Origin of the sequence: Aeoliella sp. (genome assembly GCF_965227375.1) — a bacterium.
Taxonomy (GTDB): Bacteria; Planctomycetota; Planctomycetia; order Pirellulales; family Lacipirellulaceae; genus Aeoliella.
On sequence record NZ_CBDDFX010000002.1, the window covers coordinates 1110162 to 1130806 of the forward strand.

General features: G+C 59.7%; 15 protein-coding genes. 12 read left to right on the plus strand and 3 right to left on the minus strand.

Annotation, left to right across the window (positions count from 1 at the left end):
• Positions 1-108: 108 nt before the first annotated feature.
• The 9 genes from ACQK2L_RS17615 to ACQK2L_RS17655 all read left to right on the plus strand — a co-directional run bounded on the left by ACQK2L_RS17615 (position 109) and on the right by ACQK2L_RS17655 (position 12354).
• Complete coding sequence (locus ACQK2L_RS17615) at positions 109-2085, plus strand: PulJ/GspJ family protein (RefSeq protein WP_425398346.1); 1977 nt, start codon at positions 109-111, stop codon at positions 2083-2085.
• Positions 2086-2199: 114 nt separating this feature from the next.
• Positions 2200-2640 (plus strand): hypothetical protein, encoded by a 441-nt coding sequence (locus ACQK2L_RS17620; protein WP_425398347.1) that lies wholly within the window; start codon positions 2200-2202, stop codon positions 2638-2640.
• A 58-nt stretch (positions 2641-2698) separates the two neighbouring features.
• On the plus strand, positions 2699-3970 hold the full coding sequence (locus tag ACQK2L_RS17625; RefSeq protein ID WP_425398348.1) for a 3-keto-disaccharide hydrolase: 1272 nt from the start codon (positions 2699-2701) through the stop codon (positions 3968-3970).
• Positions 3971-4226: 256 nt separating this feature from the next.
• Complete coding sequence (locus ACQK2L_RS17630; RefSeq protein WP_425398349.1) at positions 4227-5441, plus strand: argininosuccinate synthase; 1215 nt, start codon at positions 4227-4229, stop codon at positions 5439-5441.
• Positions 5442-5688: 247 nt separating this feature from the next.
• The gene (locus tag ACQK2L_RS17635; protein ID WP_425398350.1) at positions 5689-7323 is read left to right on the plus strand and encodes an ABC transporter permease subunit; all 1635 of its coding nucleotides are present in this window, start codon (positions 5689-5691) and stop codon (positions 7321-7323) included.
• A gap of 159 nt (positions 7324-7482) precedes the next feature.
• Entirely contained in the window at positions 7483-8739 is a 1257-nt protein-coding gene (locus ACQK2L_RS17640) for an aspartate/ornithine carbamoyltransferase family protein (RefSeq protein WP_425398351.1), read from the plus strand.
• Positions 8740-8742: 3 nt separating this feature from the next.
• Complete coding sequence (locus ACQK2L_RS17645) at positions 8743-10215, plus strand: leucine-rich repeat domain-containing protein (protein ID WP_425398352.1); 1473 nt, start codon at positions 8743-8745, stop codon at positions 10213-10215.
• A 136-nt stretch (positions 10216-10351) separates the two neighbouring features.
• Positions 10352-11683 carry an MFS transporter gene (locus ACQK2L_RS17650; protein WP_425398353.1) on the plus strand — a complete coding sequence of 444 codons (1332 nt, stop codon included), beginning with the start codon at positions 10352-10354 and terminating at the stop codon, positions 11681-11683.
• Between the two features lie 32 nt (positions 11684-11715).
• Positions 11716-12354: an NYN domain-containing protein gene (locus tag ACQK2L_RS17655; protein ID WP_425398354.1), complete on the plus strand. Its 639-nt coding sequence runs from the start codon at positions 11716-11718 to the stop codon at positions 12352-12354.
• An 81-nt stretch (positions 12355-12435) separates the two neighbouring features.
• Here the strand turns inward: ACQK2L_RS17655 and ACQK2L_RS17660 are convergent, their stop codons facing one another.
• Positions 12436-15468: a hypothetical protein gene (locus ACQK2L_RS17660; RefSeq protein WP_425398355.1), complete on the minus strand. Its 3033-nt coding sequence runs from the start codon at positions 15466-15468 to the stop codon at positions 12436-12438.
• Between the two features lie 387 nt (positions 15469-15855).
• On the opposite strand from ACQK2L_RS17660, the gene ACQK2L_RS17665 reads away from it, so the two are divergent.
• From ACQK2L_RS17665 to ACQK2L_RS17675, 3 genes are all read left to right on the plus strand, one after another.
• A complete protein-coding gene (locus ACQK2L_RS17665; RefSeq protein ID WP_425398356.1) occupies positions 15856-16131 on the plus strand; it encodes a hypothetical protein in 276 nt (91 codons plus the stop codon).
• 205 nt (positions 16132-16336) lie between these two features.
• Positions 16337-17101 carry a PEP-CTERM sorting domain-containing protein gene (locus tag ACQK2L_RS17670; RefSeq protein ID WP_425398357.1) on the plus strand — a complete coding sequence of 255 codons (765 nt, stop codon included), beginning with the start codon at positions 16337-16339 and terminating at the stop codon, positions 17099-17101.
• A gap of 67 nt (positions 17102-17168) precedes the next feature.
• Positions 17169-18011: an ATP-grasp domain-containing protein gene (locus ACQK2L_RS17675; protein ID WP_425398358.1), complete on the plus strand. Its 843-nt coding sequence runs from the start codon at positions 17169-17171 to the stop codon at positions 18009-18011.
• A gap of 652 nt (positions 18012-18663) precedes the next feature.
• On the opposite strand, the gene ACQK2L_RS17680 is transcribed toward ACQK2L_RS17675, so the two are convergent.
• Positions 18664-19491, minus strand: coding sequence for a hypothetical protein (locus ACQK2L_RS17680; RefSeq protein WP_425398359.1), 828 nt, complete (start codon positions 19489-19491; stop codon positions 18664-18666).
• A 328-nt stretch (positions 19492-19819) separates the two neighbouring features.
• Entirely contained in the window at positions 19820-20644 is an 825-nt protein-coding gene (locus tag ACQK2L_RS17685; protein WP_425398360.1) for a hypothetical protein, read from the minus strand.
• Position 20645 lies beyond the last annotated feature (1 nt).

The window sequence follows — 20645 nt, forward strand, 5'->3', positions numbered from 1 at the left end:
GGTCTAGGGGCTCAACGCCGCGTGGCCACAGAGGATCGAGGTATTCTGGTGACTTCAGCCAACTTTTCACACAAGCCTGCCCATTTTGCCAGCAGGCGAGCGCTCACGTTGTTGACTCGTCGAGCTCGGCATTCCGGTTTCACACTGATCGAAATGCTGGTCGCCATCAGCATCACGCTGGTGATGATGGCCACGGTGGTCGGTGTGTTCGCCACGGTGAGTTCCAGTGTCTCCAAACGCCGGGCGGCGGTCGAAGTGGGCAACCAACTCCGCCACGTGCGCAACGTGCTGCAACGCGACCTCGAAGGCATGACGTGCCCCGGCATCCCCTGGCAGAGACCCGAATCAGACGTCGGGTATTTTGAAATCGTCGAGGGATTGCACGCGGACTTCTTTCCGAGTGCGTTAACAGATGACGCGGCCGACTTGCCGCTTGCGTTTGAGATCGACCACGTTGCGTCGACGGTGCCTTCGAGTAACCTCGAGTTCACAAGAGCGAATCCCGATTGGGTCACCGATGGTGGCGGACTGGGCGACCACGACGACATCCTGGCATTTACGTCGCGGAACGAGCAAGATCCCTTCACTGGGCCAGCGCCGAGCGGCAACGTTGATCCTTCGAACAACAGCCCGAATGCATTCGAGAATTGGGGTTCCCAAACCATCACATCACCCGTTGCCGAAGTCATCTGGTACTGCGTCGAGAATCCGGCCGATACCAACACTGCGGATTCCGTCGATCCGCGAGACTACTTTGGCGAACCGGGCATGCGGGCCATCTATCGCCGCACGCTGCTGGTGGCGCCTTGGCTCGACTACCGGTTCAACGTCGATGCCACCGGCGCAAAGAGCCGACCGGGCGTATTGCGTATTATGTCCACCTTGAACGATCCGGTGGATGATGAAGTTCAGGCATTGGCCGCACTGATCGCCTTTCAGGAACGCTACGATATTTCCGCTCGTATCCAGTTCGACCCTACCATAGGCAATCAAGGCGGCGCGTGGACTATTGTGGCCAACACGCTTGCGGACCTCACCGATCGCAAGAATCGATACGAGCATCATGGTTATGTGTTCGATGCCAGTCGGGCATTCGGCTATCGCATGGTATCGGCCGGAGGCGATGCAACTAGTAATGTGCGGTTTGTGGTAGACCCGGAATATGGCAATCCGGCTGCCGGCGGAGCCGGAGCCAGGCCGTATGCAATAGCCAACGGAGCAGCCAACGCGGTAGGTGGCTATGAGCTGACGGCCCCTGGTACCGGGAATTTCGTTCGCCCCTTGGCGATACTCGAAGGAGGAGCCACCGCCAGGGCGATTGTGGACGAAAACGGCCAGATTGTTCACGTTACCACTGGCCTCGCTCCGCTAGGAGTCGTCGGCCCGAACCAAAGCCGGCGCGGCGCCGACCTCATGATAAGCGACGCTCTGGCGTTCGACGTGCAGGTGTTCGACCCCGATGCGCCGGTGTATGCACTGCTGCCAGATGGCACGCCGGTTCTAAATGGCAGCATTCCAGCGGCGAACGCCGATATCACGGCCGTTACCCCTGGCGACATCGGCTGGACGCAAGCCTTCACCATTGCGGACCCCTTCGTGGTGAGCAACGGAGCGTACGTCGACCTTGGCTATGGCGACTTGCACCGCGAGTTCCTGCGGCGCAACTCGACGAGCTTGGGAGTATCGCCAGGATTTACGTTCGCGGGATCCCGTTTTGGCGGAATGCCTCACCCCAAATCGCAACTTGGCGACCTTGGCTTCACGCGCACCTACGACACGTGGAACTTCGCCTACGAGCACGATGGAGTCAATCAGGACGGCGACGTCGACTCGGTTGGCAATCCCATCATCGACGAAGGGACGAACAACCTGGACGATCGCGATCCCAGTCTGGCAGGCGATCCCAACGTGGTCGACCATGCGGAGGACTATGCCCTGTTCGGCCCTGACGACATGGGCGAGCGCGAGACCTCGCCCCCCTACCCCGTCCCACTACGCGGCGTGCAGGTGAAGCTTCGCGTCTATGAACCCGACAGCCGCCAAATCCGCGAGGTGACCGTCCGCCAGCACTTGGTGCCTGAGTGAGGGGTGTGGATCGAGGGACTAGGTGCGAGGGAAAGACCGTTGACCTCAAGGATGACCGTCTCCACCCGTTTGCGCTTCCCTATCCCCTAGCCCCCGACCCCTAGACCCTCCCCCATGCACTTCATCCGACTTCGCGGTCCATGGCGATATGAGGTGCTGGAGCAGCTTGAGGGCGACGAGGCCTTGTCGCGCGAGGGGAAGCAGAAGCTGCCGGCCGACTGGTCGGAGGTGCTCGGTGTGGGGTTTCGCGGCACGGTCCGCTATCGCCGGACTTTTCACGAGCCCACGGGTCTGGAGTCGGGCCAGGAAGTGTGGCTTAGCATCGATCGTGTGACGAGCTCCGCCACGATCCAGCTGAACGAAAATCCGCTTCCTCCGTACGACTTCTCCGAAAACCCAGACACACCGTGGCGGCAGGAAGTCCGCGATTTGCTTTTGCCCACGTCGGAACTAATAATCGACGTTTCGCATCCTGCTGATGCGAAAGAGTCAGGGGGCCTCACTGGTTTGGTGCAACTCGAAATCCAAACCGTCCGTCCCCGCCCTGTCGACTGATTGCATAGTCTGGCAACGCACCCCCCTCCTGCCCTTTCCCACCCCCACAGGCCCTCCCATGCTTCGCACTGTCCTTGCTGCGATCGTTTTTCTTTCGTTCGCCGTCACCACTCAGGCCGCTGGCTTGCCCGACGCCAATAAATGGCAGCCGAAGTGGTTGTACTTCAAGGACGGCTATGAGGGGCGCGAGGACGCGCGGCGGGTGGCTACCTGGCTGGACAAGGAGATGTTGTCCAGTGGTTGGATTCAACTCGACAACGAGGCGCTCTTTGGTTGGAAAGCCACCAACAACAACAAGTGGACTGCCACCCGCGGGGGAGGTCTAACTTGTAAGACCGGCGAGCTCGGTTGGCTGATGACCACGACCCAGTGGGCCGACTTCGAACTGGTGGTCGACTACCGCTGCGTCGACCCCGATGCCAACAGTGGCGTGTTCATCCGCAGTGCCGCGGTGCCGACCAACCCGGCGGAGGATTGCTACGAAGTGAACATCGCCGCCCAACCGCACAACTTTCCCACCGGCAGCATCGCCGATCGCAAGCGGGGCGACTACGCGGAAGGCGAACTCGACAAGCTGGAGGCCGCCAGCGATAAGTTCCATCGCCTGCACATCATCGCCAACGGTCCGCATATCGAAGTGCTGCTCGATGGCCGAGCGCTCACCAACTTCAGGGACACCAGCGACAACCCATTGCTCACTGGGCACATTGGTTTGCAATTCAATCAAGGCGAAGTAATTTTCCGCCGTGTGCTGCTCAAGCCCCTGGGCGAAGTGCCCTTGTTCAACGGGCGCGATCTAGCTGGCTGGAAGACCGACCAGGCCCAGTCGGCGGAGATCTCGGTGACCGACAACGGTGAGATGCAGATCCTCGGCGGCAAAGGGCAAGCCGAATCCGAAGGCGAGTACGGCGACTTCGTCATGCAGTACGAGTGCAAGGTGAATGGCGATGGGGCGAACTCCGGCGTGTTCTTCCGCTCGATCCCCGGCGACATGATGAACGGCTACGAGTGCCAGATTCAAAACACTTATCTCGATGGCAATCGCGCGAAGCCCAAAGACTGCGGAACCGGCGGCATCTACCGCCGCGTGAACGCCCGCATGGTGAACGCCCAGGATCACGAGTGGTTCTACACGACTTTGAACGCCAATGGCCCACACATCGCCGCCTGGGTCAACGGGCTGCAGGTCACCGACTGGACCGACACCCGCGAGCCCGACGAGAACCCGCGCAAGGGCCTCCGCACCGCCCCCGGCACCTTCTGCCTGCAAGCACACGACCCGACGACGAACCTGCTGTTCCGGAACATGCGGATTGCGGAGCAGCCATAGTGGCCATTCGCGGTAGGATGGGTCAAGCGAGTCTCAGCTCGCGCGGACCCATCACGGTCGTCATTTGCCATTGCGCCGTGGTGGGTCCGCGTCGCTGTCGCTCCTTGACCCACCCTACGCCGGATTCCCCATCGAAATCCCCGCCGCTTGCTAATCCTCGCCCAGCGAACCACAATCGTGGGCGGTGCGTCATACGTATTGCGACGTCGCCTCGAAAGACAGCAGACATTCTCACGTTTGGCAGGATTGGAATCTCATGGCTAGTTGCGTGCTCGCATACTCGGGCGGATTGGATACTTCGGTCATTCTCGGTTGGCTGCAGGACGAGGGGTGGGACGTGCACTGCGTGTACGTCGACCTCGGCCAGCCCGGCGAGGACCGCGATGCCATGATCAAGAAGGCCAACGACTGCGGAGCGGCCTCAGCTCGCATCGTTGACGTGCAGGAAGAGCTGTGTCGCGATTACGCGTTCCCCGTTATGCAGTGGCAGGCCAAGTACGAAGGCATTTATCTCCTCGGCACCTCGATCGCCCGACCGTTGATCTCCAAGGCCATCCTCGAAGTGGCCCGCGAAGTCGGCGCGGAGGCCTACGCCCACGGCGCCACCGGCAAGGGGAACGACCAGTGCCGCTTCCAGCTGGCTGCCGAAGCCCTGGAGCCGGACATCAAGATCATCGCTCCTTGGCGGATCCAGAAGTTTCGCGACCTGTTCCCCGGCCGTACCGAGATGATCGAGTACTGTGAGAAGAAGGGCATTCCGGTCAAAGCCTCGAAGGCCAAGCCCTACAGCAGCGACGAAAATTGCTTGCACATCAGCTACGAGGCAGGCGATCTGGAAGATCCGGCCGTGAATGGCGTGTCGATTGTCGACTTCGGCATGGGCGTGAGTCCCCAAGATGCGCCGGACTCGACCGAAGAAGTAACCATCGGATTCGAGGCTGGTGTGCCGGTTTCTGTAAATGGCAAGAAACTTTCGGCGCTGGCGGTCGTCCAAACGATGAATGAGATCGCCGGCCGCAACGGCGTGGGCCGCATCGACATCATCGAAAACCGGTTTGTCGGCATGAAAAGCCGCGGCGTGTACGAAGCCCCCGGCATGACCGCCCTGTACGCTGCGCACCTGCAGATGGAGCAACTCACCTTGGACCGCGACCTGGTACACCTCCGCGACCGCCTCGCCCCCGAAGTGGCCGAAATGGTGTACTACGGATTCTGGTTCGTGCCGAAGATGGACGCTTTGATGGCCTTTATTAAGGAAGCCCAGCAGCCAGTGACCGGCGAGGTGACGCTCGGCTTGTACAAAGGCAACATCGAAATACATGGCCGCACCAGCCCGAATAGTCTGTACGATGCCGAAGTCGCCAGCATGGAAGGCGGCGGCAGCTACGACCAGGACGACGCGGAGGGATTTTTGAGACTGCAGGGCCTACCGAGCCGAGTGCTGGGGAAGGTCAGGCCGAGGGAATACTAGAGACGAAATGGCACGGCTCTCCTTTACCCTCCCTCCGGGAGGGTCGCGGCCAGAGCCGCGGGGAGGGTGCCCTTCGAAAACGCAATCCAGTTCCGTATAGATGTGAAGTGAGCACCAAATCCAAGAGTCACGGTCGTAAGTCAAAAGCGTCCTCGCCATTCACCCTCCCCGGACCAAATGCAGGTCCGACCCTCCCGGAGGGAGGGTGAATTGGGCAAACCCTCGCGCCTCGATCCTCTACTCGCACATGTATCTGACTCAAAACTCAGTCCTTCAGTACGAGCTGCTTAGCAATCTTCGCCTGTTTCGGGCGTTTGTGTTGTTGTTTGCTTACATCGCGCTGTTGGGCGGAGTAGTCTATTTGGCGTGGCCGCAGACCGAGACGCTCGACTTTGCTCAGCCTGAAGAAGCCAAGCGGCTGGTGAACCTATTCTTCTTCGGGCAGTACATGCTGGCGTCGCTGATGACGCCCAGTTTTGCCGCCGGGGCGATCACCGGTGAGAAGGAGCGGCAAAGCTACGAGATGCTGCTCGCCAGCCCGCTGAAGCCCGGCGCGATTGTGCTTGGCAAGCTGCTGGCCGCGCTCTGCCACTTGGCGATCTTGATGCTCTGCTCGCTGCCGATCGTGATGCTCTGCCTGCCGCTGGGCGGTGTGCACTACACCGAGGTGCTCAGTGCGTACGTGGCGATGATCTCGTCGGTCACGCTCTCCGGCATGATCTGCTTATGGGCCAGCAGCTTCTTCAGCCGCACTTCGGCGTCGCTGCTGGTCAGCTACTTAATGATCCTGCCGCTCGCGATGGTGGGCGTATTGATTTGGAATGGCCTCGGCACCCAAGGCACCGCGCGGGTGTTCTTTGCGATGACCATCGTGCCGGCGGTCTGCTTCACGCTGTCGGCCGTGTTCTGGTTCGCCACCACGCGTCGGCTCCTGCACCCGGCCGATTTTGGCAGCGGCGGCAAGGACGTGGTGGACCTCGATAACGAAGCCCGCGAGGCGGTTGGCCTGTACATCAAGCGCGACGAGTTTCCCGATCGGCTATTTGCTCCTCCCAAGCGAACCACGCTGCTGGAGGACAATTCGAACCCGATTTACGACAAGGAAATGCGGAGTGAGATCTTCAGCCAGGGCACGCTGATGCTGCGGTTGGTGATTCAGATCTCAATGCTGCTGGCGCTGCCGATCATGGCGGTTTGCTTGTACATCTTCCCGCAGTACGCTCCGTGGTACATCTGCTACGTGCTGCTGTTCAACGTGCTGGTCGGTCCCGTGTTCTCCGCGGGAAGCGTGTGCAACGAGCGCGAGCGCGAAACGCTCGACCTGCTGCTCACTACGCTCATCACTCCCTGGCAAATGCTGTGGGGCAAGCTGCTCAGCGGGTTGCGGGTTTCGAGCGTGCTGACCAGTTTCCTGATGTGGCCCGTACTCCTGGCGTGTTTGATGCCAGTGGGCTATTGGGCGAACATCGGTACGATGGCGGGCTACTTTTTGATCTTCGGCCTGACGTGCCTCACCACGGCCATGACCGCGCTGTTTTGCTCGACGATCTTTCAGAAGACCTCGCAGAGCCTGATGGCCAGCTACCTGGTGATTATCACGCTGTTCATCGCGCCGCTGGCCGCACGGTACTTCTCCGAGACCTTCTTCGCCGGCACGCAAGGCGCGGCGGTCACTCGCATGGCCAGCGTCACCAGCCCCTTCGCTGCTTCGTTCGCGTTGCCACTGGAGTTCGACACCGACGTGCGCAGCGACGACTCGATGACATCGGGGCAGGACCTCGACATCTTCTTTGGATATGTCGTCGTCACGCTACTCTACAACGGCGCGCTACTGGCCATCATCGTGTGGCTGTTCCAAGCCAGGTGGCGAGTAGCAGATTAGGTGCGATCGCGCCGCTGATCACCCTCAGGATGACAAAGGGGCATTGGGTACTTCGTCATTCGTCATTGCACCAATCCGGTTTCCGTGCCGGTTGACGCTCCCCACGGTCGTGTGCGATAACAGCCAAAGTGCAGCCCACACGTCCCCAAGGCCCGCGCGATGACCGCCATCATGCCGCCCGCCAGCAGCGATTCGCCCACTCCGCAGACTCAAGACGACCGCGACCTGTTGTTTTACGAAGGCCGACTCAATCGGCCGACGAAGGTCAAAACGCCCGAACTCGAGCGATCCGGCCGCCTGCGGCACGTGTTGTTTTCCGGGCAGTTTTCGGTCGACATGCTCGAAGAACTCGCCGGCGTGGCCGACGCGATTCGCAAGCTCTCGAAGCACCGTAGCGGGCAGGACTTTCTCATCAGCTTGCTGCACCACAAGCGGGCGATGCTGTACTTCACGCAGCCTTCGACGCGAACGTTCCTGTCGTTCATGGCGGCCTGCCAGATACTCGGCATCACTTGCAACGAGGTGCGCGACCCGCAGACTTCCAGCGAAACGAAGGGCGAGACGCGGTTCGACTCGATCCGCATGTTCAGCAGCTACTTCGACCTGATCATCATGCGGTCGCCCATCGCCCGGCTGGCCGAGAGCTGCGCTTACTTGATGAACGACCTAGAGCGATCCGGCAACCGCAGCGTGCCGATCGTCAACGCCGGCTCCGGCGCCGACCAGCACCCGACGCAGGCGCTGTTGGACATCTACACATTGCAGCGGACGTTCAACTTCAGTGGCCCGAACGACTCGGAGCACAACTCGCGGTTTGATGAACTTCGCCGCCTTCCCGGTTGCGAAAACTTGGCCAAAGGCCTCGCCGGCAAGACCTACGCTTTCTGCGGCGACATCGGCCGCGGTCGCACGGTCCGTTCGCTGGCGCTGTTATTGGCCGACTACCCCGATGTGCGGCTGGTGTTCATCGCGCCCGACCATCCAACGCTCGTGATGCGCGACGACCTCCGCCAGGCGCTGGCGGCGAAGAATGTGCGATTCTACGAGTTCGACTCGTTCGAGCAGTCGCTCGACGGCCGTCCCGTGATCGAGCAACTCGACGCGCTATACATGACCCGCATCCAACGCGAGCATGACACCGGCGACGACGCCGAACGCTACGCCGCGCTCGACTTCACGCGATACTGTCTGAATATGGATTTGGTGTCGAGAATGAAACCGTACGCCCCGATCCTGCACCCCTTCCCCCGCGACCAGCACTTCGGCGAGATCCCCCAGGAGATCGACAACGACCCCCGCGCCATGTACTTCCGCCAGGCCCGCAACGGCATGTGGGTCCGCGCGGCCCTCTTGGCGCACATCTTCGACGTCGACGGGCAGATACTTCGGTATTTTCACCGGGAGCTGGGGACGTAGGCAGTGAAGCTCCCCGCCAGCTTTGTCGAGTACGCGTTGTCCGGCGAGCTGGACGACGATGCGACGTACACGGTCGAGCGACTAATCGACCGCGTTCGATGGAAGTTCGAAGATGACTACTGGGAGAGGAAGTCTAGCAACGACGACCCTTGGGAGCAGGCGGGATACGTTCCGAGAATCGACCATAGGTTGGTCGGCCCAGCTGCGGAGGAACTTGAAAAACAGAATTGGGTGAACCTCCAGAAGTCGAATTCAAAGGAGCGGCCGATTCGCGACCTAGCGGTATTCCAGTTCTTACCACAGTTAGCCGAGCTGATACTGAGCGAAAACCAAATAGGCAATCTTGCGCCGCTCGCAAAATGCAGTGCGCTACGGCGACTTCATATTGCAGAGTGCCAACTGACAGATATCTCGAATCTGACACTCATAAAGTCGCTTGAGTCGCTCAACATTGCTCACAACCCGCTGACCAACCTGGCCGCACTTGAGCAGCTCCCTGCACTGCAGACACTGACGTTGTCGGTCGACCAGATACCTGCTTTTGAAGCACTCGACGAACTACCTTCGCTGCGCAGGCTGGAGTTTGCCTACGACGATGAGAAGCGGTTTGAGTCGTTCATGTCCTTTCCGAACATGCCCGAGCTGCGGGTGATCTGGGGAGCAGAGGTCGAGAGCCTGGAGGGGCTCGAACGTTTTGCAAAGCTTGATAATCTCACCAACTTTGGAGGCAGCTGCCCATCGCTCGAGCCGATCTCTAAACTCAAGCACCTGACTCACGTGAATATCCTGGGCTCAGACGTGTCCGACCTATGGCTGCTGACAGGCGTTACGGCGTTGCGTTCTTTCTCCTTGCATACGGACTGTGAGAGAATGGACCTAACGCCGCTCAAGTCGCTTCCCAAACTTCATGAAGTCTCCATTTTCTGCGCAGACGAGAAGCTCACCGAATCGGCCGCACTGGAGGCCACGCTGAGTAGTTGGGATGAGGAGTTCCTGGCCGCAGAGCCACGCTACACGCCAAGCAGCCGTCTAGAAATTGTTGACCAGAAAACGTTCGACTACTTCGACGCCCAAGCCAGGTACGGAGTGGGAGACGATGAGACCAATGAGCAGATGCTCTCCTCGGAACTGGAGTGGCTGGACGCGCGGCTTGAACAGGTATTCTCACATTTGGGCGAGGATGATTACATCATTCCCCACACATGGCCGGGAGGGCGGTCTCGCACCGTGGTGCTTTACAGCCCTCGGGCGATTGCTGCCTTTCCTACGCTAGTCACCTGCATTCAAGGAATCCTTGCCACAGCGAAGAACAACTGGATTATCTACTTTCAGTCCGACCGTTTCGAAGGCGGTGACGAAGAGTCGCCAGATTTCACGGTTTGGGTCTATCCCGACAAGTTACAGTGCGTCGAGGGAGAGGAATCGCTTGTCCGGAACCTCTTGGGGGCGGAATCAGAAGAGTCTCTGGACTCATGAGCTCTACTGCGCCGAATTCGGAATCTGCTAGCGGATAACCGGGCTGCACCTCCCGCGGGCTTTGGCGTAGAATGCACACCACAGGCACCCGCCCACCCCCCGCCCCACAGGCCCTGCTGGCCGCAAGAGTTTATCGATGTCGACTGCTGCTGCGTTGCGCGCCGGCGCAACCTATGAAAACGAAGACCCCCGCTACGCCTGGGTGATGCTGCCGCTGGCGATGATGATGCACATCGGCACTAGCCCTGGGCAGACGTTTGGTGTCACGGTTTTCAAGGAGCAGATTCGGCGGTCGCTCGAGCTGAGTGAAACCGAGTTGGCCACCGCCTACCTGGTGGCCAGCTTGCTGGCCGCGGTGCCGTTGATGATGATCGGGCGGCGAATGGATCGGCACGGGCTGCGGCGCGTGTCGCTGGTGCTCGTGACATTGGTCGGCCTGGCGTGCATCGCGGTGGCCAGCGCCACTGGTGTGTTGGCGCTGACCGTGGGTTTCTTCCTGCTCCGCACGTTTGGCCAAGGTGGCTTGTCGATGGCAGCCGGCAACACGCTCGGCATGTGGTTCCATCGCCGACTGGGACTCGCTTCGGGCATTGCCGGAGTCGGCATGTCGGGCGCGATCGCCGTGACGCCGATCGCCTACCTGCAGTTGATTGAGTGGCTGGGTTGGCGAACCGCTTATACGGTGATCGGGCTGGGAACGCTGGCCGTGTTGCTGCCCGTGCTCGGGTTGTTCTATCGCAATAGCCCCGCGCTCGACGACGAAGAGACGGTCGACGCTTCGAGTGGCCAGCACACCGTAACGAGCAGTCCGCGGGCGCCGAGTTTCACGCTCAGCGCCGCGATGCGAACGCCAGCCTACTGGATCGGCATCTTTTGCACCGTGCTGCTAGGCATGATCTGCACGGCGATCATCTTCAACTTGGTGACGATCTTCGAACTGCACGGCATGACAGCCACGGAGGCCGCTTCGATTTTCCCGATCATGGCCATCGCCATGGCCGCCATGCAGGTGAATGGAGGTCTGCTGGCCGATCGGGTGCCGCTGCGTTGGTTGCTGGCGATCGCGATGGCGAGCCTCGCCGGTGGAGTCGTGCTGATGGGCCAGGTCGACTCGATGTTCACTGCCCAATTGGCGGCCGGGATGATTGGCTGCAGCCAGGGGCTAATGATGGTGGCCGGCAACACGTTGTGGCCCCGTTTCTTCGGGCGGCGTCACCTCGGCAGCATTCGCAGTTCGGTCTGGACCGCCGCTGTGGCCGCCTGCAGCATTGGCCCGTTCATCATGGCGGCCAGCCTGCAGTACCTGGGCAGCTACGCCCCAGCGTTCTGGCTATTCGTGGGGCTGCTCACCACCGCCGCGCTGGCCGCGCCGATTGCCGGTAAGCCCCCCGTGTCGGCGATCCCAGTCGGCCCTATCGAATATCCCAAAGCGGCGAACGACAACGAGCCGCCTTCCAGCGTGAGGTAAACTCAATCGACCGCCGGTGCTACAATAGTCGGATGCGACTGTTGATCGATGGCTACAACCTGATGCACGCGACCTATTTGTTCGGCTCCGGCAACTCGGCCGGAACGCTGCACGGCGCGCGCGAAGCGATGCTGGCCTTCCTGGCGTCGGCCCTCTCGGCTGGCGAACGTCGCGGAACGACCATCGTGTTCGACGCGGCCGGCGCGCCGCCCGGTCTGCCGAAAACGGTGCACCACGATCACTTAACGATCCGCTACGCCCGCGAATATGCCGACGCCGACGCGCTGCTGGAAGAAATCATCGAACGGCACCGCGCGCCGCGCGGCTTGACCGTCGTCTCGAGCGATCACCGCGTGCAGCGCGCCGCGCGCCGTCGCGGCTGCAAGTACATCGATAGCGACGTGTGGTACCGCGAGTTGTCTACTCGTCGCGCTCACCGATCGAACCAGCAACCGCAAGGCAAGCCCCAACCCGGCGGCAGCGTCGACTATTGGGTCGAGCAATTTACCAATGCGGAAGCGGCCGACCTGGAAGCCGAACTCCGCGCGATCGAGTCGCCGAAGCTCAAACCGAAGACCACCAAACGCAAACCCCATGCTCCGCCGACAGCCGAAGGTTCGATCGAGAACCCGTTCCCACCGGGGTATGGGGAGGACTTGCTGGAAGAGTGATGGGTAGCTGCTGATGCCAGGCGGAGGACCAGCACACCGCTACGCGCGTTGCGTTGTCTCTAGCCCTAACATACCAAATACTCAGCTCGCTCGATTGACGTGCCAGGCGAAGATTGCGAAACCACAAAGCAATACCAGAGCGTCTGGCTCCGGAACGGCGAGGCGTTCGGCTGTGGAGGCGGGTGATAAGCTGGCACCGAAATTCGCTTTCCAAGTCAAATAGTGTGAATGGCCCACCACACCATTGTCCGCGGCGTTCAGCAGTGTGCCCTCCAACGCGCCCAGATTGTTCCGCCACACGGTGTAGTCGGCCAGGTTAACGATTCCGTCGTTGTTGTAATCGCCATCCAGTCCGCTCGTGGCGTACAGGGCGACGTCGTTTCCGTCGCCAGCCGAGTAGGTCACAAGTAACTCGATCCCATCGAACATCCCGACCAAAGCTCCCTCGTCGAGTCCAAGGAACGTGCCGCTCCGTTGACCATCCACTTCCAGCACATCGAACGTCATCCCGGGCGATAGTGTGAAGCTGTTGAGTAGCGAGACGCTTAGCATTCCCCCCAAGTCCACGTTGCCGTTGACGACGATGCGGTCGTACTCGGTGCCGGCCTGCAATCCACCGAGTTCGAGATCCAGTCCGGCGAGCCCGCCAAAGTGCAAGTCGCCTCCGAATGTCAGCTCGGCGGGACTGTTACCGGGGCGCAGGTCGCCTTCCAGAAGGACTTCGCCGGGGCCGCTAACGCCGCTCGCGCCGGTGAAGTCGCCTAGGAACACGACCGAGCTACCTGCACTGACTTGCAGCAAACCGTCGTTATGGAAATCGCCGTAAAAGGTTGTACTCGAATTGCCGGTGAGCACAACTTGTCCGGCGGGGAAGATTCCTGCCGCCTGATTGTCGATGTCGCCAAACACATCGGCGCCGCCATACGAAACGGCCAGCGCGCCTCGGTTGTTCAGCCCGCCGCCAAAACGGAGCGTGGCGTCCCGCGCGACGATCAGTGCCGAGGAACCTGTATGGTCGAGCTGATCGTCGCCCTTGAACTCCAATTCGCCGCCGATCACTTCCATGGCACCCGCATTGGCAGAGGAAGGTCCGTGCTCGATCACCAACCGTTCGCCCTCACTGACGCGAATTTCACCCGTGGAGGCAGCTTCGAACAATGGTGTCACGATTCGCCCCGAGCCACGCAGGACGCCATCGTTGTGAAACTCGCCAAGAGAGTCGATACGGGCGTTGTCGCCCCGTAGTTCGATTTCACCGCCAGCGTTGTTTTCGAAATCACCCGGCACGAAGGCTCGATGTACGGTTAGCAAGTTGTTGTTGTGGAGGGAATCTGTGAGCGTGAGGGTGGCCACGTCGACTTCTCCGTTGTTGGTCAAACTGTTGGCCGCCAACTCCCCTTCGCCACGCAGATAGCCGTTGTTCGTCGTGTTGCCCGTGTTAAAGTAGCCCTCCACTACGATGTCGGCATGGTTGGTCAGCGTGTCGGAGGCCAGCCGCGAAGTAGCGTCGACGTGGACCAGTCCATGATTGATGATCGTTCCAGTGGTGATGTCGTCGGGCTCGATGGTGCCGTGGTTATTAACCGAGGCCAGCAACCGACCTTCGCCGGCCAATACCCCTTTTTCGTGAATGGTGGCCACAGTGGCGTCGAGAACTACGCCGCTAAACATCCACAGCGTGGCGACTCCGTTGCCGCCTCCAAGTTCCAGTGCGGCCGTCACCGTATCGGATCGCGGACCATGGATGGTCGCGGCGCCGTCGGGGGCGATTACAGTGGGTACCACCGTTCGCGGCCTGGTACCGAACGACCAGTTTGCTTTGTCGTCCCACTCATCACCGGATCCCTCTTCGCCCCACTCGGTGCTTCCCAGACCGAGCCACTTGTGCTCCTGGATGGCGGCCACATTGGCTCGACCCCCGCCCCAGTTGCCAATGTTGAACACGACCGAACCATCCTCGATGCCCTGGCCGTAGCTGCCCATAGCCGCGACAGATTTGCCTTCGAGTGTATCGCTGTTCGCGAGCACGCGGATCAACTGCCCCTCGATGATGGTGAAAATGCCCTGCGAATCCGTTCCACTTGAATCCTGACCGAGAAATGAATATTCGTCTTGGTAGAAGCTCGTACCTTGAGCTTCGCCAAACGACTGTAATGTGCCGCTCGTCTCCGTGACCACGGTCGATTGGTCGGCAATCGTCATCAACTGGCCGTTCCACCATTTGTAGATGCCAAGTCGGTTGGGAAACGGGTCGCTGTCCAAACCGGCGACGAACACGACGCCGTCGTCGTATGTGGAGGCCGCCAGACGGCCGCCGACGTCGAAGCCGGGGAACCTCGCGCCGCCGCTATCAGGTATCTCTGTATTCGTGTCGGCGATGCGAACCAGCGATCCGTTGATCTCGGCGTAGATGCCTTGCTGTCCTCCCGAGCCTTCGCCGTAGAAGGCGATCGTATTACCGCCGATAGCCGGAGTCTGACTGAGGGATGTCTGTATGTACCGGCCGAACGCGGTGAAATCGCCGGTGCCGTCGGGAATGCTGGTCGTGGTTGACGCCACACGGCGAAGCGATCCGCCAAGCGTCGTGTAGACTCCTGAAACGCCTGCACCGACACCACGAAAAACGACGTTGCCATTTTCGATCCACGGATCACTCACATCGCTGAACGTGACTTGAGGAATTACGCCCGGGATGTTCGTATTGGTGTCTGCAATCGACTCGACTACCCCGTCGACAACCGTATAGACGCCGAGTACGCCAGTTGAGCTGACGCCTCTAAAGGCTACGTTAAACTCGGTGTCGAGCGAGGGACTGCCAAAATCGCTAAACGTGCCGGAGTCGTTCGGAACGCTAGTATCCTGATTGGCGAGCACTTCAAGCTCGCCAGCGCGATACGCGTAGATACCAACGTTTCCAACCCCCTCCCCTTGGAACACTACATTGCCCGCTCGCAACGAAGGAAGCGGCAGGTTGCTGAAGGTGGCTCCTTCGACCGCTCCGGGAATCTGCGTGTGATTCGTAGCGAACGGAATAAAGTCAAAGGGCTGACTTTTTGCATCGTGGTCCAAACTGAGAACCACCACCACTATTGGGAACAACGCGAAGCGAGTCATGGTACAGCCATCCTTCGAGAAAAGAGGATTGCAGCAACAACCGATCGGCTTCCCCACCACGTTCCGCCACGCAGTATATACCACAGGGCAGAAATTTGTCAGAAAATACGTCGTTTTTCGAGTTAGTCTGGGTGCGCCTGCAGTCGCATCGTACCGCTGGGAACCACCAGTCGAGGGGGGATTCCATGCAAGATGCGTTGCTGGCAGAGCCGTGCTCTCTTCGACCCGCGACAAAGAACCGGAAGCAGTTGAAGCGGCTTCCAACCTCGACTTTCTAGGCTCCTTTCGGTGAGGTAGTTGCGGGTCGAACGTGGACCTCTCATACTGAAGGCGCCAGCGCCGAAGGTACGGGCGCAATGTTTTTCTACTAGCAGAGGGTGAAGTTCGATGAAGACATTCGCACTGATTGCAGTATTGACTGGTGTGTTCTGGTTAGCCGGTAGCGAGGCCAACGCGCAATGTGGCTGTGCAACGTACTATGCACCCGCTTATCAGCCGCCAGTGGTGTATAGCCCGATGGCCGCCTACTACGCTCCGCCGGCCGTGTATGCCCCGGCGCCTGTGGTGGTTCCCACTACGTACTACACCACCCGCTACCGCCCGCGTCGCGCGGTGACTCGCGTGCACTACGGCTACGCTCCAGCGTACTACCCGGTTTGGTAGCTTGACTTGGCGAGTCAGGCAACTCGAAGTGTGGGTATTTCTGTTGGCGGCGGTGATATTGAGAGTGCTGTCGAAGTTCTCTCGCCGACGGGTTCACCCACCTTTGTCTTGTTGTGCAATGGCCTGACTAATCCCAAAAGCACCTACCTAGTGAGACGATAGACCCCTTCGCAAAGAAATGGCAGCTAGTGTTTAGGACTCCACGATGACCATATTCTACTTTCGACGATTTGCACTCGTTGCGGCTTGCTTTGCTCTCCTGTGGGTGCCGTCCGCCTTCGGTCGATCGTTCATCATCGATGACTTTGAAGATGGCCAGCCCTTCTCGCTCACGACGAATGAAGCCGATGGAATGCTCACATCGACTGCATCGGCCAGCGTTCCAGGCGGCGTGCGTCACATGATCATGCAATCCTCAATGAACCCAGAAAAGCAAGGTTCCGCCGATCTGTCGTTCACATCCGACGACGACGCCCTGGTGCTCAACGCTTTCAGTCCACCCAACAATGGGTTCATCATTGGATCGATGTACTACGGCAGCCCAATTCCAGACCAGGCGGAACTCAACTTGGACCTGAGCGACAAGGGAGATGCGTTCTACATCGACCTTGTCCAAGGGACACTCGATACGCATCGCTGGTCGGGCTTTTACATCATTGTTTCCGCCGACGGTGTTCGACCCAGATTTCCCGATGGAACTGGAACTAAAGACTTCCTGGTGCCCAGCGGTCACGGTCGGCACGAGATACCGTTTTCCTATTTCGGCAGTGGCTTCGATCCGACGGATGTAGACAGTCTACGATTCACTTTCTGGTCGGGCGAGGCACGGATCGATACACCACCTCTCCGGATCTTCGAAATAGGTGTTGTATCGAACGTCCCTGAGCCCAGCAGCGTGCTACTTGCCTTGCTGACGCTCACCGGGGCATGCATTGTGCGCCGACGTTGGCGTGCCTCTTTCGTTTCGTGACGCGGTTTCGTAGCCCTCAGCGATTCTCCACCCGTGGTGCAAGCATCGCCTGCGCCTAGAGTAACAAATGAACGTACATTGGCTAATTGACGCCGAGTTGTTCGGCCACTATCGGGATGACTTGGTCGAGGCCATTCGCGAAGTGGGGGACGAAGTCCAGCTGGTTCAAGCTCCGAGTCCGCCGTATCGATGGGACGATGTGGGATGTTCGTACCGAGAGACGTTTCCGGAGGACGCTTGTGTCGTCTCGCACGGGGACATCGAGCTGGTGACGCGTATCCATCGGGAGCAGCGATGGAAGCCCGGAGCGTTTTGCACGGTGGAGAACTTTCGCTGTTCCAGCTATCTGTGCCACTTTGGAAAGTACTGGGTCAACGCGGACTACATGATGCTTCCGTTCGGCGAACTGACTCGCCAGCGTCGCTTCTTGTTTGAGAAGATGGGAACCGAAGGCCGTCTGTTCATTCGGCCCGACTCTCCGCTCAAACTGTTCACCGGACAGATTGCGACCGAAGAGAACTTCGACGCGGACCTGGAGTTCATGGGCTTTTACGACTTCCCGCCGGAGTCGATGGTGGTCGTGAGTTCGCCGAAGACGATTGTCAACGAATGGCGATTCGTGGTGGCTGCGAAAACGGTCGTGGCGGGCTGCCTTTATCAGCGCGGCAGCGAGAAAGTACTCGAGCCCGACTACGACCCCGCCGCATTGCAACTGGCTTCCCAAATAGCGTCTTCCGGCTACGAACCCGACCCGGTTTGGATTGTCGACATCTGTGAAACCTCGGAGGGAGACTACCACATGCTCGAAATTGGCGGCTTCAGCTTCTCCGACCTGTATGCGTGCGACAAGAGGGAAGTCGTCGTCGCCGTTTCGCGGGTGGCGAAGCTTGTTTGGCAGGGCTGCTATTAACCCGACAACTCGTCCGGAATCCGTGAAAGGCAACGCATGGTCCATTCTTCGGCAGACGAATCTCGGGTTCCACCCGGTACAAGGTAACGAGTTAGGAATTCGTCACCACGCATCGGAAGAAGGTTCCATGCCCACGCGCTATCGTCAGAAAAGATGATTCCATCCGTTAGTTGCGCTAGGCAACCAGCTAACAGACCATAGCTAAGATTGATTATTCCAGGCTGCCCCGCAGACCGACGAAACACCCAGTAGTGGCCAACTTCTAGACACGTCGAGACAGCGTCTCTTAGGGCACTGAATCGATCCATTTGTAGGTATTCTGACCAGACCTCGCGAGTCACGTCGTCGACGTTATGATAGTAGGCATCGGTCCCCCCTAGCACTCCCGGAATCACAAACCAAGCGTACGATTCATCGCTGTTCCAGACCATCGGGGAATCAAGATCGCAGGGAATCAACTCATCTCCGTCGGACTCTCGCATTTCTATGTGCAGTTGGGCGGCAACATTCAGGCTTGCTAGTCGATTCGCAAGTTCTCCATTAGCCGACGTCAACAAATCGCGAATCGATGGGATAGGGATGCGACCTGGATAGACTTCAAATGTGGTGCTCATGTGGGATTGGCTTTTCCGAATGCCATCTGTCGCAGAACTCAATCCACCCGCTGCAAACTGAACTCCCCCGTCGCCCTAAGGTCGAGCTCGTACGTCGCGCCCTGTTCCATGCGGATCGATGGGGCCACGGCTTGGGTAGCTCGGATGCCTAGTTCGGCGGCCTTGTCGCGGTCGTTGGCGATCGTCCAGAAGTCGTCCCAGATCTTCTGTTCGAACTCGCTGGTCACCGAACCGCGGGCGTAGGAGTTGGGGCGGGAGCCGACTCTGTCGATCACGAAGCCTTCGCCGGGCTCCTGCTTCTCGCCGAAGATCCGCTCGAACAGGCAAATGGCCGTGCCGCGCTCGAGGTCGGCCTCTTCGATGTACTGGTCGTCGAACTTCACTACCAGGTACTCGACATAAATGCGGTCGCCTTCGATCGCAAAATCAGCCGGCTCGCCAACCTGCTGCCCGTCGTCGGAGACTTCGGTGAAGCGGACCTTGGTTGAGACTGCACCTTCGTCGTCGGTGGTTTGGTCGAGGACGTCGATCTTCGCCAAGCGTCGGCGGAGTTTCAGCAGCCGCACGGCGGTCTCCACGCGGTCGAGGTCCTCTTGCAGTTCGTCGATCTTCACGTCCCGCTCGGCGACGTCGTCCTTCAGTCCGGCAATGGCTTTGTCCTGCTCGGCGATGGTGGCCTTCGTTTCATTCAGATCGGAGATCACCGATTCGAGTTCACGCTCCTTGTCGGCCAACACCCGCCGCGGGGCGTCGTAGGCCTGGTACGCCTGAAAGCCGCCCAGCCCAAGCAGTCCCACCACCGCAGCCATGATGATCGTGCGGACGGTGGAGTTAAAGTGCGAGATGGCTTCGCCGGTTTTGCCCATGGCAGTGGAGTCTTGGTGTGAAAGTGGATTCCGGAAGACAGGATGCGTGTTAGTTTACCCGCAACAATGCTGGACCGCGACCTCGATAAGAGTGTTTAGATTTTAGCCACGGATGAACACGGACATAACAAGAGGAGAGAAGGTTGTCGCACATAAATATTGGGAACAGGAGGCAACAGAGGTAACGGAGCAACGATTCAACCTCTTCTCCGTTACCTCTGTTGTCTCCTGTTCGAAATGACTTTTGGCTAGGTCGCTTCAGCAATTTGTAATCCGTGTTTCATCCGTGGCCAATACTCAATCGCGACCAACGTCGGGCTTTGTCCTACTAGGCTTGTGCCAGTCGTTTGGCCAGTTCGCCCACGCGGGCCGATGCGTCCCAGCGGGCTTGTTTTTCGTTCCATAGGTCGCGCAGGCCGCTTTGTTTCTTGAACAGCATGCCCGCCAATACGCCTGTCTTGCCGGCGAGCGAGCGTTGGTGTTTCAGCGCGGCGGTTTCTTTCGACTGCTGCTCCTTGGGCGGCAGCAGCACCACCGCGGCTACCATCAGCGGCAGCCCCGCGGTGCCGCACGCCCGGGCGAGTGGCAGGCTCCAAGTGTCTTCGGCCAGCGGGGCGTTTTCTTGGTCGATCAGTTTGCCGTCTTGCAATTCGCCCGCATGCAGCACGCTGCCGCGGATCAAACCGCTGCCGGTGGGCGAGCCGCCGTCGATACGGAGGGAGTGCCCCTGGCCGTCGATCACTCGCGTGGCCATCACCACGGTAGCCGCGGCGATGTCTTGCTTCAGGCTCGTTGCTTCGGACAGCGTGACCGCAAACCGAGGGCGGTGGCCATCCATCATGGCGGTCACCAGGTGGGACGCGTCGAACGAATCGCCTTGCGGCCGCACGACCACCACCGGCTTGCCCGCCAGTCGACCGGCGCAGATGGCCAGTTGGTTGGCTTCGATGTTCCGTTTGTTGCCCATTTCGTCCGCGACCGCGTCGAACAGGAACTTGGTCTGGCAGAGAAACGTGATCGCTTGCGGCGCCTCGCCTGGCTGTTCGTCAGGCTGCTCTGCTTCGCCCACAAACTCCTGGGTAGCGGCTCGCTTGGCTTCGTCCACAACACGCGAAGTCGCCCACCGAACGCCTTGTTGCCAGAGCCAACGCACG

What these genes read in the sequence shown, in the direction of transcription:
- ACQK2L_RS17620 (WP_425398347.1), top strand. Translation starts at nt 2,200, where the DNA reads ATGCACTTCATCCGACTTCGCGGTCCATGGCGATATGAGGTGCTGGAG.
- ACQK2L_RS17625 (WP_425398348.1), top strand. Translation starts at nt 2,699, where the DNA reads ATGCTTCGCACTGTCCTTGCTGCGATCGTTTTTCTTTCGTTCGCCGTC.
- ACQK2L_RS17630 (WP_425398349.1), top strand. Translation starts at nt 4,227, where the DNA reads ATGGCTAGTTGCGTGCTCGCATACTCGGGCGGATTGGATACTTCGGTC.
- ACQK2L_RS17635 (WP_425398350.1), top strand. Translation starts at nt 5,689, where the DNA reads ATGTATCTGACTCAAAACTCAGTCCTTCAGTACGAGCTGCTTAGCAAT.
- ACQK2L_RS17640 (WP_425398351.1), top strand. Translation starts at nt 7,483, where the DNA reads ATGACCGCCATCATGCCGCCCGCCAGCAGCGATTCGCCCACTCCGCAG.
- ACQK2L_RS17650 (WP_425398353.1), top strand. Translation starts at nt 10,352, where the DNA reads ATGTCGACTGCTGCTGCGTTGCGCGCCGGCGCAACCTATGAAAACGAA.
- ACQK2L_RS17655 (WP_425398354.1), top strand. Translation starts at nt 11,716, where the DNA reads ATGCGACTGTTGATCGATGGCTACAACCTGATGCACGCGACCTATTTG.
- ACQK2L_RS17660 (WP_425398355.1), bottom strand. Translation starts at nt 15,468, where the DNA reads ATGACTCGCTTCGCGTTGTTCCCAATAGTGGTGGTGGTTCTCAGTTTG.
- ACQK2L_RS17665 (WP_425398356.1), top strand. Translation starts at nt 15,856, where the DNA reads ATGAAGACATTCGCACTGATTGCAGTATTGACTGGTGTGTTCTGGTTA.
- ACQK2L_RS17670 (WP_425398357.1), top strand. Translation starts at nt 16,337, where the DNA reads ATGACCATATTCTACTTTCGACGATTTGCACTCGTTGCGGCTTGCTTT.
- ACQK2L_RS17675 (WP_425398358.1), top strand. Translation starts at nt 17,169, where the DNA reads ATGAACGTACATTGGCTAATTGACGCCGAGTTGTTCGGCCACTATCGG.
- ACQK2L_RS17680 (WP_425398359.1), bottom strand. Translation starts at nt 19,491, where the DNA reads ATGGGCAAAACCGGCGAAGCCATCTCGCACTTTAACTCCACCGTCCGC.